At 46.9% G+C, this 17,007-nt stretch carries 13 protein-coding genes, 2 pseudogenes and 1 riboswitch; of the genes and pseudogenes, 6 read left to right on the forward strand and 9 right to left on the reverse strand.

Going from position 1 to position 17,007, the window contains the following annotated elements:
- Positions 1 to 16: 16 nt before the first annotated feature.
- The 7 genes from IQ257_RS08130 to apcB form a co-directional block, all read right to left on the reverse strand.
- Positions 17 to 811, reverse strand: coding sequence for an ABC transporter permease (locus tag IQ257_RS08130; RefSeq protein WP_416207924.1), 795 nt, complete (start codon positions 809 to 811; stop codon positions 17 to 19).
- Between the two features lie 96 nt (positions 812 to 907).
- Positions 908 to 1,948 (reverse strand): ABC transporter substrate-binding protein, encoded by a 1,041-nt coding sequence (locus tag IQ257_RS08135; RefSeq protein WP_193881808.1) that lies wholly within the window; start codon positions 1,946 to 1,948, stop codon positions 908 to 910.
- 38 nt (positions 1,949 to 1,986) lie between these two features.
- Positions 1,987 to 3,546, reverse strand: a complete 1,560-nt coding sequence (locus IQ257_RS08140) for an OmpA family protein (protein ID WP_193881805.1) — start codon at positions 3,544 to 3,546, stop codon at positions 1,987 to 1,989.
- Positions 3,547 to 3,631: 85 nt separating this feature from the next.
- Positions 3,632 to 4,345, reverse strand: a complete 714-nt coding sequence (gene hypB / locus IQ257_RS08145) for a hydrogenase nickel incorporation protein HypB (RefSeq protein WP_193881802.1) — start codon at positions 4,343 to 4,345, stop codon at positions 3,632 to 3,634.
- A 1-nt stretch (position 4,346) separates the two neighbouring features.
- The gene (gene hypA / locus IQ257_RS08150; RefSeq protein ID WP_193881799.1) at positions 4,347 to 4,742 is read right to left on the reverse strand and encodes a hydrogenase maturation nickel metallochaperone HypA; all 396 of its coding nucleotides are present in this window, start codon (positions 4,740 to 4,742) and stop codon (positions 4,347 to 4,349) included.
- A 49-nt stretch (positions 4,743 to 4,791) separates the two neighbouring features.
- Entirely contained in the window at positions 4,792 to 5,988 is a 1,197-nt protein-coding gene (speB, locus tag IQ257_RS08155) for an agmatinase (RefSeq protein WP_193881796.1), read from the reverse strand.
- Between the two features lie 98 nt (positions 5,989 to 6,086).
- Positions 6,087 to 6,230, reverse strand: a riboswitch (guanidine-I (ykkC/yxkD leader).
- Positions 6,231 to 6,495: 265 nt separating this feature from the next.
- The gene (gene apcB / locus IQ257_RS08160) at positions 6,496 to 7,005 is read right to left on the reverse strand and encodes an allophycocyanin subunit beta (protein WP_193878702.1); all 510 of its coding nucleotides are present in this window, start codon (positions 7,003 to 7,005) and stop codon (positions 6,496 to 6,498) included.
- Positions 7,006 to 7,581: 576 nt separating this feature from the next.
- Here apcB and glnA point away from each other — a divergent pair.
- From glnA to IQ257_RS08185, 5 genes and pseudogenes are all read left to right on the forward strand, one after another.
- Positions 7,582 to 9,003 (forward strand): type I glutamate--ammonia ligase, encoded by a 1,422-nt coding sequence (glnA, locus tag IQ257_RS08165; protein WP_193878700.1) that lies wholly within the window; start codon positions 7,582 to 7,584, stop codon positions 9,001 to 9,003.
- A 253-nt stretch (positions 9,004 to 9,256) separates the two neighbouring features.
- Positions 9,257 to 10,348 (forward strand): class I SAM-dependent methyltransferase, encoded by a 1,092-nt coding sequence (locus IQ257_RS08170; protein ID WP_193878698.1) that lies wholly within the window; start codon positions 9,257 to 9,259, stop codon positions 10,346 to 10,348.
- A gap of 139 nt (positions 10,349 to 10,487) precedes the next feature.
- Positions 10,488 to 10,991: a YbjN domain-containing protein gene (locus IQ257_RS08175; RefSeq protein WP_193878696.1), complete on the forward strand. Its 504-nt coding sequence runs from the start codon at positions 10,488 to 10,490 to the stop codon at positions 10,989 to 10,991.
- A gap of 320 nt (positions 10,992 to 11,311) precedes the next feature.
- A complete protein-coding gene (groL, locus tag IQ257_RS08180) occupies positions 11,312 to 12,985 on the forward strand; it encodes a chaperonin GroEL (RefSeq protein WP_193878704.1) in 1,674 nt (557 codons plus the stop codon).
- Positions 12,986 to 13,730: 745 nt separating this feature from the next.
- Positions 13,731 to 13,881, forward strand: a pseudogene (locus tag IQ257_RS08185) (IS5/IS1182 family transposase); the annotation flags it as partial.
- Positions 13,882 to 13,885: 4 nt separating this feature from the next.
- Here IQ257_RS08185 and IQ257_RS08190 read toward each other — a convergent pair.
- A pseudogene (locus IQ257_RS08190) lies at positions 13,886 to 14,791 on the reverse strand (CHAT domain-containing protein); the annotation flags it as partial.
- Between the two features lie 44 nt (positions 14,792 to 14,835).
- Here IQ257_RS08190 and IQ257_RS08195 point away from each other — a divergent pair.
- Entirely contained in the window at positions 14,836 to 14,946 is a 111-nt protein-coding gene (locus IQ257_RS08195; RefSeq protein ID WP_228062074.1) for a DUF1517 domain-containing protein, read from the forward strand.
- A gap of 101 nt (positions 14,947 to 15,047) precedes the next feature.
- Here the strand turns inward: IQ257_RS08195 and IQ257_RS08200 are convergent, their stop codons facing one another.
- Entirely contained in the window at positions 15,048 to 16,874 is a 1,827-nt protein-coding gene (locus IQ257_RS08200) for a hypothetical protein (RefSeq protein ID WP_193878690.1), read from the reverse strand.
- Positions 16,875 to 17,007 lie beyond the last annotated feature (133 nt).

Consider the following 17,007-nt stretch of genomic DNA (forward strand, 5'->3'; position numbering starts at 1 on the left):
ACTCCCCACTCCCCATTTACTCAGCCGCCCACTTACAAGACACTCGCAGGAGCAATCGAAACAAAAGATCAATCGCCAAACCAATCAAACCAATAACAATCAGTCCCGCAAAAATTTGATCGGTTTTTAGAAATCGTTGAGCAACACTGATCCGGCGTCCTAACCCTTCTGTTGCCGCCACCAACTCCGATACAATCACTAAGTTCCAAGAGGCTGCCATGTTAACTCGACAGGCATCAATAATTTTGGGCAGAGTAAAGGGTAAAATAACTTGCAATAAAACTTGTAGGCGTTGTCCTCCTAGGGTATAGGTTGTTTCAATCAACTCCTTTGGCACAAATTTCACCGAATCCATGACCATCAGGGTGTTAAAAAATAAAGTGCCGATGAAAATCAGTATAATTTTCGGCATTTCTCCCAGCCCAAAATATAAAATTAGCAGGGGGATGAAAGCAGGGGCAGGCATATACCGCACAATGCCAATAATCGGTTCCATCAGCGCCCGAATGCTGGGAAACGTGCCCATTAAGATTCCCAACGGAATCGAAATAATTGCGGCGAACAGAAACCCACTGAGAACCCGAAATAAACTAAACCCAATATCTTTCGGTAAATCGCCACTCACCCAAAGATTGTGAATCGCCTCCCAAACTTGAGCAGGAGTTGGTAAAAACAAAGGTTCTACCCAACCGGAATTAGAAAGCAGCCACCAAAATACAAATGGCACAATAATAGACAATGCCATTAGCATCCAAGTCAAGCGCTTGGGAATGTCTTCAGCAATGCGCCAAAAGACGGTGGGTTGCAGCATTTGGCGTAGCCCAGAGGTATCAGCGGATGTCAAATACTCCCTAGATTCATTCATATAATTAGTAGAATCCGAGATGGTCTTAATGTTCAGAATGAGTTAAGATTTCTGCTGTTCGGCATAAGCTTTAACGAATTGATCATCAAAGATAGTACTCACGTCCGGTGCATTTTCAGTCAACCCAACATCTACCAAAAATTTGCTGATTTCCTGAGCAGCATGGGGTAAGGACGTCATGTTATCACCGGGTTCAAACGCCTTTAAATTATCTTCAACAGTGAAAAGAGTCGTTCCGGAATTGTAGTCTTGATACTCTTTCACCGACACCCCAGCCCGTTTCGCCATAATGTCAAAGGACTTGGTTTTATTGGTTTCAATGAAGTTGAGAGTATCGAACCAGGTATTCACTAGTGCCTGAATATCTTGGGGGCGTTCTTCAATCATTTTGCGAGTCACCACTAAATGGTCAGGAATTGCACCCGGAAAGTCTGCTGAACTAAACAGTTCTTTACTCCCAGAACGCTGGAGTGCTTGAGTTGTGAAGGGTGCAAATACACCCACAGCATCCACCTGCCCTGCTACAAATGCGGCGGCGGCTGCCCCTGTTTCTAAGGGTTGAATTTTGACATCATCACCGGATAACCCTTCTTTTTGTAAGCCTAACAGTAAAAGGAAGTGGTCAACGGTTCCGGCTTCTACGGCAATGGTTTTGCCTTTCAAGTCAGCGATGCTATTAATTCCGTCTTTGACAATAATTTTGTCGTTGCCCGTTGAGTTATCATTAACTAATACAATAACCTGATCCGCACCCGCCGCCACTGAACTAATTGTATCGTTCAAGGTTTGGGTATTGGCATCTAACTGACCTGCTGCCAGAGCATTAATTGAATCTAAATAGCCGTCGAACCATTTCAAATTTACCTTGATATTGTTCGCTTCAAAGAGCTTTTCCTCTTGGGCGATTTGCCAGGGAATCCAACCGGGCCACGCACTAAACCCCATCTGCACCGCTGACGTGCTGGCTGATGGAGTTGAGGAAGAATCTGACGTTGAAGGTGTTTGAGACGGTGTACAACTAACGGCGAGCGTGAAACTGACTAAAAAAATGGTGAACCCGATTAAAATTTTACGAATACTCATGCCGTTTGCTCTTAATTGGATAAAGTCAGTTTGTTGTGTCAATTAACGCGAACAAGACGAATTTCTGTGCGTTGTTGGCGCAGATCATCTGGGGAAATACCAGACAGGGGTAGATTAAAGCCTTTGCCCTCCGCCACAAAGTTATGCTTAAGACCCAGATTGCGTAAATAGTTAACCACTACCTCAGCTCGCTGTTGGCTCAATTTTTGATTGAAATCAACAGAACCTGTCTTAGAGGTATGCCCAATCACCCGCACGGCAACCGTTTGGGGGTTGAATTCCCGCACTTCGTTGGCTAACTGATTCAGGGTTTGTTTGCCTTCATTCGTCAATGCGGCTGAACCGACGCTAAATTTCACGTCTCCCCGCACGTTCAAGTTGCCGATATTGGGGGCTGTGGTAATTTGTTGGGCAGGGACTTGGGGTACAGCAGCGACGGTTTCCCCTTTGCCTGCCAGTCGGTCTGCCAGTTCTGGGTTATCGGCACGCACGAGGCTAATTAAGGTTTCGGTGTTGCTAGCTGCCTTTGTAATAAACTCAGAGGAATATAAATCCTGCGGGGTTTGCGGAACGTCATTCATCCGACCCGCTAGCACCAGTACAGCGGCTGTAGAACCAATGCGTTTTTCGAGGGTGCCATCGGCAATCCATTGTTTGGCTTCTAGGGCTGTAAAAAAATCAATGCCCTGCAAAACAGCGGTAGCGTCATTCGCTGATAATTCGCCATCTTCCGCAATTTGGGTTTTTAACTGCGAGGGTTCCCGGACATTGGCATCGATGCGGCGGTAGTAGGATTCGAGTAATTCGGATATCTGATCGGGTTGAGACTCAATCAGGCGGTTGGAAGCAACCATCACATCTACAATCGCCCCCGGTGCATCATTACTCGATAGCACCACGGTATACCCCTGCTGTCGTGCTTGGGTGACATACGGCTCCCAAATCACGGCTACAGCGACATTCTGATTGGGGTCTTGTAGTAACTGCCATGCCTCGGATGCATCAGCGACTTTTTTCACTTGAAAATCAGCCAGCTTAAATGCCTCAAATTTAGTACTCAGCACTAATGCCAGGTATTCACTGGGAGTATCGCCAGCAAAGGTAATGGTTAACGGTTGTCCTTGCGATCGCTCCTGCTGTACCAGTTGGCTCAGATCAAGGAGTGACTTGAGATTAGGATACTTTTTCGTATTCAGAACAACAGCATCAGCCCCTACCGTGCGGTCGATTAACCCGACAATTTTTCCTTGCGGTTTTTGTTGGAGAAACTGATCGAGGGTAGTGACTAGTAGATCGGCTTTTCCCTGATTTAATAATTCAGCTCGTTTAGCTTGATCAAACTCATCTTGATAACGCAGTTTGATCCCAACTTCTTTAAGGGCATCCTGAAACGCGGCATTCCGAAAGGTGCTGTAACCACTAAAGGTATCCCCTAAGATAGTGAGTTCACCCGTTGCCGTTTTGGTTTCAGTCTGATTGGATAAGCTAGGTATCCATTCGGGAGCCATCTTGCCCAACACCCAAAGACTTCCTCCGACTAGACCCAGCGTAGCCACTAACGTCAAAACAAGTACAACTGGGTTATCGCGCTTATTCATAAGCCATCAGTGATCTGCCTTATTTCACCATGCTAATCATTACTTTTTTGTATGTTTTGCAACAGTTTTTTTTCGATTTTCTGTATCAGCCAAGCTTTGCTAACGACACACTGGCAGGAGAGCGGGTTAAATTTGCAACTTGACCCCGCACCCAATCTAACCAAATTGCTAATCCTTCGCCCGTTTTAGCAGAGATGGCAATAATATTAACATCAGGATTAATCTGACGAGCATTCGCAGCAATGCGACTCACCTCTATGTCTAAATAGGGCGCTAAATCTATCTTGGTAATCAATAAACAATCCGCTTCTCGAAACATCACTGGATACTTCAGGGGTTTATCTTCACCTTCCGTTACACTCAGAAGAGCAACTTTGATATGTTCTCCCACTTCAAATTCAGCCGGACAAACCAAGTTACCTACATTTTCTACTAGCACTAAATCAAACTCTGAAGGATTGTAATCCTGTGCCAGTTGGTGAATACCTCCCGCTACCATCTTGGAATCGAGGTGGCAAGAACGCCCAGTATTAATCGCAATTACAGGAACACCATAGCAACGCAAACGTTCGGCATCGAGTTCAGTTGTCATGTCTCCTTCAATGACAGCTATTTTCAAGGCGTCACTCAGCGCTGCCAAGGTTCGTTCTAGGAGTACCGTTTTACCAGCACCCGGGCTACTCATAATATTGAGACAGGTAATGCCCCACTCATCAAAATGTTCTCGATTATGGTCAGCTCCTGCTTGGTTGGCGTGGAGTAAATTAATGCCTAAAGCCGCGTCGAAAGTTTGATGCATTTTATATCTCCGTTTGCGTTTTTAAACTACCTGTGCAACAGGCTGAGTTAGCCGTATATTCAATTCGATCAATTTTTAATTCTCGTCCCGACCGAATATCTTCCATCGGCGAATGACAGTGAGGGCAGGCATACTGTAGTCCTATTTTTGGAGTGTAATTTTCTTGACAGCAATGGCAAAAGGCAATTAAAGGAGTTTCTTGAATAACCAGTTGAACTCCGTCTAAAAAAGTCGTGCGAGTTTGTACTTCAAAAGCAAATTGTAGGCTAACGGGTTCAACGCAGGTAAATTTACCCACCTTTAAATGAATACTCTGAATCGAGTAACTTTCTGGTTGGGATTCCCACCAGTCTTTTACTGTCAGAATCAGCGCTTTGGTCATGTCAGTCTCATGCATGATTCGTCATGGTTTATTCGTGATGGTTAGCAGAGGATGTATAGCTAATTTAAATCCACGGTTCAACTAATTCGTGTTGAATTTCTGGGTGAATGTAGGCAGGCTTTTCTTTTCTTGGAAGTTGACCAGATAAGACTAAGTGAGCCATAGTATCGCAGATGACGCGAGTTGCCATCAATGAAGTAATGTCGCTAATATCGTAGGGCGGCGAAACTTCTACCACTTCTAAACCACAAACGGGAGCCTTTCGGACAATTTTGCCCAGCATATAGAGGGCTTCTCTGGGTAGTAAACCACCAGGTTCAGGCCATCCAGTTCCAGGTACAAACCCGGCATCAATACAATCAATATCAAAGCTGACATACACGCAGTCCGTACCATCTAAGGCGTGTTCTAGAGCAAAATCGACGGCGGCATCCAAACCCATTTCTGTGATATCAGTAACAGTCAGAATATTCGATGCTTTTTCCCGGCAAACTTTCACACCCTGACGTGGAACTTGCCAACCGCCTATTCCCAATTGAACCAAGTTTTTAGCGGGAGCATTTTTGAGGTTGGTGGCATGAAACCAGGGACAGGTATGCATCCGTTCGTCTAAGTCGGTTTCTTGAGTATCGACATGGCGATCAAAGTGAATAATTCCGACTTTTTTGTCGCCTAAGTGACGGCATACTGCCCGAACGGTAGGAAAGCCAATAGAATGATCGCCGCCCAAAATAATGGGAAACGCACCGGAACTAAAAACGTGAGCTACCCCTTTAGAAATTTGGTCGAAGGATTTTTCGTTGTTGGCAGGAATCGTAAAGATATCGCCAACATCACAGAGAGTAATTTGCTCTCGTAAATCAATGCCTAGTTCAAAGTTGTAGGGGGTATAAAGGGCAGAGATGCGGCGAATGCCTTGGGGACCAAAACGGGTTCCGGGACGATAGGTTGTGCCAGAATCGTGAGGAACTCCAATAATGGCAACATCGTAGTTTCCAACTTGGCGCACATCTTCTAAGTAGGGGGCTTTGAGGAAGGTATTGATGCCCGCGTAGTGAGGGAGTTCCCCACGAGAGAAGGTGGAAATGGAGCGATCGCGGATGCTTTCAGCCGCTTCTAACCCGTACTCTAAGCCCCTAGAAACCTCCTGTTGCCAACCTGTCATCGGCAACTGCGCTTCTCGTTCTAAGGCGCGACTGGCTTCAGTCAAATGTCCGTTTAAATCAGCATTGGGAGGTTGAAAAAATGGCTGTTCGGTCATACTTTTACCCTGATAAAACCCCTAAAACACCAAAAATTCAGGATTCGAAAACACAAAAAAACCGGGAAAGTAACGATAGTCAGGCAACTATCATTTACTTCTCCCGGGCTTTTTTCCCGCCGTGTCGCCCCTTCATATAGTTTCTGGGATTCACCAAAAAACTCGTGACAAGGTGGCTTGCTTCTCTCGGACCAGCCGCTTAAGTGTTTAGTTCTTAAACCGGAACCCTAGAAGCCATTAATTATTAAGTTTTCCTACAAATTATTGGCTGTTTTTATTTTTATCAGCTCTTCATTTTTAATACTGTATAAAAAGCTACTCATCTATAGGGTTGCTCTATAAGGTGAGATAGAAAGTTTTTGATTTTTGGGAGTGGGGAAGATGGGGAAGAAATGGCAGCAAAGCCTATCCTCCCCTGCTCCCCTGCTCCCCCGCTCCCACTCCTTGTTACCTGTAGCAAGCATCCGCAGGGAAAACCCAACCCTCAAACAAGGAGGGCAAGGGTCATTAGAGATCCCGTTCGCTCAACTCACGGGTCATGTAGTCAAAGGGCTGATCGACAAATACGGTATTTGTGACTCCAGCCTCTGCCACTTGTTCTTTAACAATGTCTTTCATAAGCTGAATGCCCCGAACGGTTGGACCAATTGGCACTCCTAGAGAATTGTAAGTTTCTCGCAGACCTTGTAACACCCGCTCATCCAGTACATCACAACTACCTGCAACTAGGGCATAGCTGGCATAGCGCAGATAGTAGTCCATATCCCGCAAACAAGCGGCATAGCGACGAGTTGTATAAGCATTGCCACCAGGACGAAGAAGTTCTGGGACTTCTTCAAAAAGTTGTGACCCTGCTTGCTTGACAATTGCTGCTGCATTTGAATTAATCGCTGAAGCAGCTACGACTCGTGCTGTACCGCTATCAAAGTAGGACTTGAGCGAATCAATCGCATCGCGGTCTAAATAACGGCCTGTGATATCGTAATTCCTAATGAGGCTTGTAATCGCATCCCTCATGAAATAGCTCTCCCGACAACAATCTGTATTTCTTTATCTATTAATCATCACATAGGCTTGACCCGCAAAAGGATCGATTCCAGGGCAATTTCGCTATTTTAGCCCATGTTACTGTATTTTATAGCTTTTTGACTTATAGTTAATGATGTTTTGTTAATTTTGCTACATCTTAATATTTTTCTCAGAATAGCCAGAAGTTCGGAAAAGATATTCTGTAACTTTTAATACAAAAGCTCCTACTCCCTATCCATAGGATGAGTCAGATGCAGGGGAGCTGGGCTTAAGCCCCATAGCTTGGTTGAGGTAGACCTGACTAGGTACAGCGACACAACTCTCTCTAGCAGAGGGTCTCTGAACTCAAACGTACCTTCTCCCGCTAACTCGTACTTGGGTTAGCAACTGGGGGAATCGCTTCGAGTTCAATAGCCATACCGCCAAAAACTTACGGTTTCCCAATCGACCCAATTTCAGTGCGTGTAACACTTGACTGAATTACCCTCCATCAATCACTATCGTTAAACTATTTGTTTGTTCTTCTTTTATAAACAAGAGTCAAGCTGACAAAAGGAGTCATTCATGCCGGAAACCCCACAAGATGTCTTGAGAATGATTCAAGACGAAGACATTAAGATTATTGACCTCAAATTCATTGATATGCCAGGAATCTGGCAGCATTGCTCGTTCTACCAAAACCAAATTGACGAGAGTTCCTTTGATGAAGGGGTTCCCTTTGACGGGTCAAGTATTCGGGGTTGGAAAGCGATTAACGAATCTGACATGGCAATGGTGCCAGATCCCAAGACCGCTTGGATAGACCCATTCATGAAAGAAAAAACCCTGAGCATGATTTGCTCGATTAAGGAGCCACGCACAGGGGAATGGTACAGCCGCGATCCTCGCACTATTGCGAACAAAGCGTTTGAATTCCTGAGTTCGACAGGAATTGGCGATATGGCTTACTTTGGTCCAGAGGCTGAATTCTTCATTTTTGATGATGTCCGCTTTGACCAAACCGAAAGTAAGGGCTTCTATTATGTAGACAGCGTTGAAGGGCGCTGGAACTCTGGACGGGAAGAAGCAGGCGGCAACCTGGGATATAAACCCCGGTACAAAGAAGGGTATTTCCCCGTCTCACCCACGGACACCCTGCAAGATATGCGTACCGAAATGCTGCTAACCATGGCAGAGTGCGGTGTACCCATTGAAAAGCACCACCACGAGGTCGCCACAGGTGGACAGAACGAGCTGGGTTTCCGATTTGCCCCCATAGTCGAAGCGGCTGACTATTTGATGACGTATAAGTATGTCATCAAAAACGTGGCTAAGAAGTATGGTAAAAGTGCCACCTTCATGCCCAAACCGCTCTTTAACGATAACGGTTCTGGGATGCACACTCACCAGTCCATCTGGAAGGGTGGACAACCCCTCTTCTTCGGCGATGGCTACGCCAATCTGAGCAAGATGGCACTGAATTACATTGGGGGGCTACTCAGACATGCGCCAGCACTGTTGGCTTTGACTAACCCAACCACCAACTCTTATAAGCGCTTGGTGCCTGGGTTTGAAGCCCCTGTTAACCTGGCGTACTCTCAAGGAAACCGTTCGGCGTCAATCCGTATTCCCCTGTCTGGCAACAATCCTAAGGCGAAGCGGATGGAGTTCCGCTGTCCGGATGCGACTTGCAACCCTTATATTGCCTTTGCTGCCCTGCTCTGTGCTGGGCTTGATGGCATTAAGAACGAGATTGACCCAGGCGAACCCCTAGATGTGGATATCTACGACCTCTCTCCAGAGGAACTCAAGAAGATTCCCTCAACGCCGGGTTCCTTAGAAGGCGCTTTAGAAAGTCTGGAGAAGGATCATTCTTTCTTGACCAGCACGGGTGTCTTCACCGAAGATTTCATCGAAAACTGGATTGAGTACAAACTTGATAACGAAATCAACCCGATGCGGCTGCGACCCCATCCTTATGAGTTTTCCCTCTACTACGATTGTTAGTCTCAGCCATTAGCCAAAAAAATAGCGCCGCAGCCACCCCTAGGGGTGGCTTTTTTATGGGCTAAGTTAGGACGAGCTTTTCGGCTCATCCCACAAGAGTTTTAACAACAACAAGAATGGCAACTGGATAGGGTACAGGTATTAGGCTGTACCTTCCATCAAATCTGCCTTTTGACTTATGAATTTCTTCGGTTTTTTTGTTACAATTATTTACAATAAAACTTAACAACTATAAGACCAACTGACAAGTTCTATGTCCGATACCTTCACCCAACTGACTTATCAGGTATTTCAGCAGGGTAAGGCTCTTTTTGCCCTTGCCCACAAAAACGTGAGTTCGCAACTGCTGAATCTTATTGATCCTCCTGTTAATCAGCTTCAAACCAAACCAGTCTCCCCAGAGGTTATACAAAATTTGCGCCAAAGGCTTGATCAAATTCTGGAAACCGATTGGCAGGATGCAGAGCGGGGCGTGTATCCCAAAAGTTTGCTGTTTGATAATCCTTGGGAAGACTTCTTTCACTACTATCCAGAGGTGTGCCTAGATTTGGCAAAAACTTGGCAACGAAGGCACCAGAATCAATTTCAGGAGTTCTCGCCAGAGATTGATACGGAAGACTATCCCCAGTACTATCGGCGCAACTTCCATTACCAAACCGATGGCTATTTGAGTGATGCCTCCGCTAACCTGTATGACTTGCAGGTCGAAATTCTCTTCAGTGGCAGTGCCGACCCCATGCGGCGACGGGTTCTGGCACCCTTAAAGGAAGGACTGGTAGAGACGTTTCATGGAACATCTCCACATTCGGTTTCACCCAAGCAAATCCGGGTTCTGGATATCGCTTGCGGCACCGGTCGCACCTTGAAAATGATTCGGGCAACTCTACCTCAAGCTTCTCTATTTGGTGTAGATTTGTCACCCGCTTACCTGCGCAAAGCAAACCAGCTATTGTCCGAAATTCCAGGAGAATTACCGCAACTCGTACAGGGGAAGGCAGAGGAGTTACCGTATCGAGACAACTACTTCCATGGTGTTACTTGTGTGTTTCTCTTCCACGAACTGCCGCCTTCGGTGCGTCAGCGAATCATCAACCAAGGGTTTAGGGTTATGCAACCGGGAGGAGTCTTTATCATCTGTGACTCGATTCAGGCAATAGATTTTCCCGAGTTGATGCCGATGATGGAAAACTTCCCAGTGATGTTCCACGAACCGTACTACAGAAACTACATCACGGATGATTTGGTAGAACGTCTTGAGGCGGCAGGGTTCGAGAACATTACAACCCAGAACCACTTTATGAGTAAGTATTGGATTGCTCGTAAGCCTCCCGAAGCTACTGTGTAAAGAAAAGAGGGAGTGGGGAGTGGGGAGTAAAGAACTGGTTTTAATTAATAAAACTCATAATATCAAAGATGCGAAGAGGGGCATCCAGAGGCGATACTGAGTCATAAGTACACCCCAAGATGAGTCCCGAGAAAAGCGTATGACGACCCAAAAGCCGAACCCGGAAACGGTTTCTACTGAAGCCCTGTCAACCGAAGAAATAGTCTCCAATGAGTTAATCGAGGATATGGCTACTGCCAACTATGTAGAGACTATTGAAACGGTGATCTCCAGCTTAGAGCAAGACGACAGTGCCATGGTAAGTCACAATGATGAAGGCTATCTGTGGAAGTTCAAGTACGGTAGCGTTGAAGTGTTTGTGCAACTGACGGGTTCTACGGATGAGGATACCTTCACCGTTTGGTCATCGGTGCTTCAGCTACCGGCTAAGAGTGAGGCTCAATTGATGCGCAGGCTTCTAGAAATGAATTGGTCTGATACCTTTGAATCCAGTTTCGCCATTGTTGAGAATCAAATTGTGGTGGTATCATCTCGTACTGTAGCCGAACTCTCCCCAGGAGAAATTTCCCGCGCCGTTACCGTAGTAGCCACGATTGCTGATGACAACGATGAAGCATTGCAGGCTGAGTTTGGTGCAAGTTGACCTGCAATGGAATTGGGATTGCGATCACTTTTTCATTCCCAGTCCCAATTCCATTAATATAAATTTTCCATAAAGACTATATAAAGATTCTGTAAAGTTGTGGAAATCAAAAATTTGTAGAGTCCCTTTTTTTTGACTTTTAAAAAGTAGGAAAAGGTATCAGCCCTCATCCCCATCTTTCCTAAAAACGCTGAGTAAAAATACTTAATAGCTCCCAACCCCCACCCCAAGGAGTGATAACCGAACCGCCGTTCACTTAGCACTCCTTCCCTATGAGTGCTAAATTTGCTAATGGAGTTACGACCAAACAACCTCAACCTATGGCAAAAATCGTTTCGTTTAACGAAGAATCCAGACGAGCTTTAGAGCGGGGCGTCAACGCCTTGGCGGATGCCGTCCGCATTACCTTGGGACCTAAAGGTCGCAATGTGCTGTTGGAAAAGCCCTATGGCGCACCCCAAATCGTCAACGATGGCATTACCGTCGCTAAAGAAATTGAATTAGAAGACCCGTTAGAAAATACTGGCGCTCGACTCATTCAAGAAATCGCGTCCAAAACCAAAGAGATAGCCGGTGATGGCACCACAACGGCTACGGTTCTGGGTCAAGCGATGATCCGGGAAGGACTGAAGAACGTTGCCGCTGGTGCCAATCCGGTTGCCGTGCGCCGAGGCATTGAGAAAACGATCGCTTATCTAGTCAAAGAAATTGAGTCCATGGCACAGCCAGTGGTTGGCGGTGCGATCGCCCAAGTTGCCACGGTTTCTGCGGGTAACGACGAGGAAGTGGGCGAAATGATTGCCCAAGCCATGGACAAAGTGACCAAGGACGGCGTTATCACCGTAGAAGAGTCAAAATCTCTCTCGACTGAACTGGAAGTCGTGGAAGGGATGCAAATTGACCGGGGTTACATCTCGCCGTACTTCGTCACCGATCAAGAACGGATGACAGTGGAATTTGAAAATTCCCGTATCCTGATTACCGATAAGAAAATTAGCACGATTCAGGACTTAGTTCCCGTTTTAGAGCGAGTGGCTCGTGCGGGTGAACCCCTGCTAATTATTTCTGAAGATGTAGACGGGGAAGCCCTGGCAACCCTGGTCGTGAATAAAGCGCGGGGCGTCCTGAATGCAGCGGCAGTGAAAGCCCCTGGTTTTGGCGATCGCCGTAAGCAGATGTTGCAAGACATTGCCATTCTCACAGGTGGACAGCTTATTTCTGAAGAAATCGGTCTGAGCTTAGATACTGCGACCCTAGATATGCTGGGTACTGCCCGGAAAATCACCATCGATAAAGACAGCACCACCATTGTTGCCAGTGGTGAAACGAAAGGAGATGTTGATAAGCGAATTGCCCAAATTCGCCAGCAACTTCAAGAAACTGATTCCGACTACGATAAAGAAAAACTGCAAGAGCGGATTGCCAAATTAGCCGGTGGTGTAGCGGTCATCAAGGTGGGTGCTGCCACAGAAACAGAACTCAAAGACCGCAAACTGCGGATTGAAGACGCTCTCAACGCCACGAAAGCCGCTGTAGATGAAGGGATTGTGCCAGGTGGTGCAACCACGCTGATTCGGTTGATTCCCAAAATTGCCGAGGTGAAGAAGCACATGAATGCCGAAGAGCAAATCGGTGCTGACATCGTTGCCAGGTCATTAGAATCTCCCTTACGTCAGATGGCAGATAATGCTGGTGTTGAAGGTTCTGTCATTGTCGAGAAGGTAAAACAGAGCGAAGGCAACACGGGCTACAATGCTGCCACAGGTAAGTTTGAAGACTTGATTGCCGCTGGCATTATCGATCCTGCCAAAGTCGTGCGATCGGCGCTACAGAATGCAGGTTCCATCGCTGGTATGGTCTTGACAACGGAAGCTCTTGTCGTCGAGAAACCTGAGCCGAAATCCGCTGCCCCCGACATGGGCGGCATGGGCGGCATGGGCGGTATGGGCGGTATGGGCGGCATGGGTGGCATGGGCGGCATGGGTATGATGTAGTCTGCTACCGTTTAGTTATAAATTCTCAAAGCAGCTTGTTTATTTGGCAGGCTGCTTTTTTGGCAATTATTAATTTTGGCTCTTACTCCATCGGTAAGCAGGGTGATTTCATACACAGGAAGAAAGATGAGCAAACGCTGTATTGCCTAATATAGGGTCTGCTGAATAAGTCGGAGAAACACAACTGATGGATTAAGTAATTAATTTCTGCTTTTGTTTACCCCCCTAACCCCCCTTAGTAAGGGGGGAGGATAAGGATAAACTTTTATTCTGGGGGAAGAGGTGGAGTATCTAGGGAGAAAAATAGTAGTTGTTTTCCCTTTCCCCTTTTTCCTTTTTTAAGGGAGGCTAGGGAGGTTAACAAAAACCTTGGTTGTTGGTTGTTTGTATTTTTGGCTCTCTGGCGAGTATCAAAAACTCTCTGGTGAGTATTAGACTCACCGTTCGCTCAAATGGATAGCCCACTAGCTTTATCAGCAGCCACACAGTAGTCTGAGTAAGCAATTGCACCATTTAGGTTAAACAAAAGTTAGTTCAATAGAGCGAGTTTATGTCCGCGAGAGATTGACGCGAACAATTCGACAGTTAAACTCATTCGGGAACTAACACAGGGAGAGTATAAATAGGGCTTGCTGCACAAAGCTCTAATCTTTAGCCATCGGTACTTTGAGCCGCTTTGACAGTTGCTTAGATCCCCGAAAATTTGGTAAAATCCGTCAAAACCCTTGTACTTCCACCAGGGCAAATGTATCGAAAAGTTGAATCAACCCCGACCCCACCGTCCAAGTTCGAGTTACCCCATGGCGTGAAAGTTATCACAGGATAACCGTTGGGTAATCATGGCGGCTCTAGTACCTTGGGATGAATTTGAAGCAGAATACGCCCAGAATTTTTCTGTCGTTCTTTCCCCGACTGACACGCATTCAACACACAAACCGGAATCCCCTTCCCCGTCAGCAACCCCGCCAACTCCGACGCCTCCACCGGATCAGCCTTTCCCTGAGTTTCCCCCTCCAGAAACAGAAACGCCTTCACCCCCTCATACGGCTGAATATCCTCCCGCCCATACCGAGTCTGAAACAGATACCGCTTCTTTTCCACCCCTTTCTGTATCTGTTCATACGCCATCAACGCCCCATAAGCGTCAAAATGGATAATGTGATAGTATCCTGCCCCCTTGTCGTCCAAATGCTTGGATAACGCCTCAAAAGTCCCCGGACGCAGCAACTCCACATTCACCCGTAACCGCGCCGTTTCAATGGCTTCAATCAACGGACGAGAAATCGTGCGATACCCGACATCCTTCTCTTCATCCGGTCGCGCCGTCACTATCAGCAGATTAATTACCGGAAACGGCTGCACATTCGCCTGCACCGGAACAGGTTGCACCCGCTTCCGCAGCATCACACAATCCACCGCCAAGGGACGCGGCAAATCTGGATCACGCAACGCCTCCCAATGCAACGCCTGAAACTCCGGCGTCTGACTCTCTATCTCAATCTGTACCTGAGCTAAATTCCCCCGCAGTTGCCGATACTCGCTATAGGCATCAAAATCACGCTTAAAAACCTGCTCAAATAACTTTTCCCCATACCCCTTGACAGATTCCTCCGCTCGTGCTGCCTGCACCGTTCCCAGTTGCGGAAACACCAACCACTCTTCAAAATACCACTCTAACTGCTGTTCTTCCTTGGGCGTAAACGGGTCAGTAATCGTGATAGGATAATTCACCCGTCCATCAAAACTCAGCGTAGCCCTAAACCCGCTATCCGTTGACTGCTGTTCGCGAATGGTGATGAGAGACATCAGCAGAACTATCGATACGAATTGGACTTATTTTAATCTTACCCTTGGAGTACCTGTTGGTGTTTGAGTTGCTTTGGAGTCCACAGGTGGAAACGGATGCGCTGACGGCAGTGGAGATGGCAACGGAGTATGGTGACTTGATAGCGATCGCTTAGATTGGGGTAATTAGAAAACATCTCCAACAATTAATAACTGAACAGCTTTTACCTTAGTTGGCGAGGCTGAATGACCGATGAACCCGCGCAATCATTTTGATTCAACTCGATGGATTGTGTGACTCAATCAACGTACCATCTGGAGAATACACCTCCAAAGGAATTTCGGCATTATCACTAATCGCTTCTAAGGCTTCTCCTAAGGTCAAGATGTGATTGACAATACTGCTATGAGAATTTGAATCACCCTTCGCTCTAGCACTGAGTTCTCTTTGTCTCACCATTTCAACATAGGCGGGTGTTAGTCGGACTTTGATAGCCTTTTTATCGAGGGTGTAGCTACACACTTGCGGGCTTCCAGAGCAAGTCTGATTAAGATCGCTGCGGGCTTGTTGAAGTTTTACGGCTAACTGTAACTGCCCTTGAGCTTGCTTGAGAGCACCTTTGTAAGGTTCAACCAGAATTCGGGCTTTGCCGTAGTAATAGGTGTCCCTGGGCACTTGATTGACGTAGGTCAAGGCATTACGCCAGTGAATCAACGCCACTGACCATTGACTATCATTCTGAGAATCGGTTGCCAGTTGAGCTAGACGGACTCCCTGATTGTAAGCGTTGGCGGCTATTTGCTCCTGAGTTTTGCGATCGCGGGCACTTGTCATGTCGGGCAGGTACAGTGCCGATAACTCCTGGGCTTCCTTGTAGGCTGTCGTGCCTTGGGGAATCTGCTTGAGGCGCTTCATTATGGTTTGCCAAGTGGCATAAACCAACTGCCAGTCTGCCAAGGTTTGGGCAACACCTTGACGAGCTTGAGCCATGCGAGCTGCTTCTTTCGCCGCTTGCAAATGTCCTTGCGCCTGTCGCTCTTTGAGCAGTCGCTGATTAATTTCCTCTAAATTAGTTTTATATGCCTTAATTTTTTGTTTTGCCAGAGGCTGGAGATTGCTATCGGTGGGCAACTGTTCGAGTTTAGCAATTGCTTCTCGCCAGAGGTTCTGAATTTCGATCCACTTAGATTCTGCATGGGGGGGGTTTTGGCTTTGATAACCTGCCCTTGCTGCCGTTTTCAGCGCCTCTACCATGTCGGCAACGGTTTCTGCCTGCCCTTGATACGCCTCCGATAGCTCTCTGGCTTGGTTGTGATGACTTGACCAGGGCGGAATCGCTTCGACCAATTCAATTGCCTCCTGCAACTGAGCCTGCGCTTCTAGAACCGCTTTTCCCGATTCTGGGTTTTGCAAGGTTTTGGCTGACTTTTGGCTTAACTGTTCTGCTTCAGGAATCGCCCTGCACTCTCCAATCACACAGGGGCGAGTGAGAAGGTAAAGCGTGCCCAAGAAAACCACCAAACTTAACCCTGTACCCGCTGCTATCAATGGCAACCAGGAGGCTTTCAATCGGGTTTTCACCGATGGGGGGGTTTTCTCCGACGACTCATCCACTTCTGGGTTGGGAATCGGTTGATCCCAAGGGTGAGGCGATGTGTCTGCCGTTCCTGAATCCTGAGAGGGGGGTGGTGATGGAGCGTCTACAGCATCCTGTCCCTTGTTCGTTGCCTTAGCAGGGGAAGGCTCGGACTCCTTGAAGGGCGTTTCCGGCAATGGCTCAATCGGAGTAGCGTCTGCTTCTACGGGTTCGACAGGGAACGAGTGGAAGGCATAGGGCTGCTTTTGCCCTACTTTTTTCAAGTACAGTTGTATCTTTTTGCTGGCAGGGGGATTGTGGAGATGGATGTTTTGTTCGATGAAATCAAAGACTTGTTGTTGTTCTGGTATGGCATCCTCTGGATGTTGTACCCAAATCGCCAATATCTCATCTTTAAGCTGACAGCGAACCTGAACGGGAATCGACTCTGGCAGCTTTGACTGTAAGCCTTCCTGGAGACGGTTCCCTAATCGCTCTAATTCGTCTGGGCGCGTCGCTGTTTTCATCGGATTGGGGCGCTAGCGCTATACTGATACCTCAAACCCCATTTTTACACTCTCCTGCTATAATTCTGGCAGTTAGCAAGAGATTTTTTAGAGATTTTCACTAAAAAAGGCAGCGTGAGTTAGGTTAGACAGG

Origin of the sequence: Coleofasciculus sp. LEGE 07092 (genome assembly GCF_015207375.1) — a bacterium.
In the GTDB taxonomy this organism is placed as follows: Bacteria; Cyanobacteriota; Cyanobacteriia; order Cyanobacteriales; family Coleofasciculaceae; genus LEGE-07092.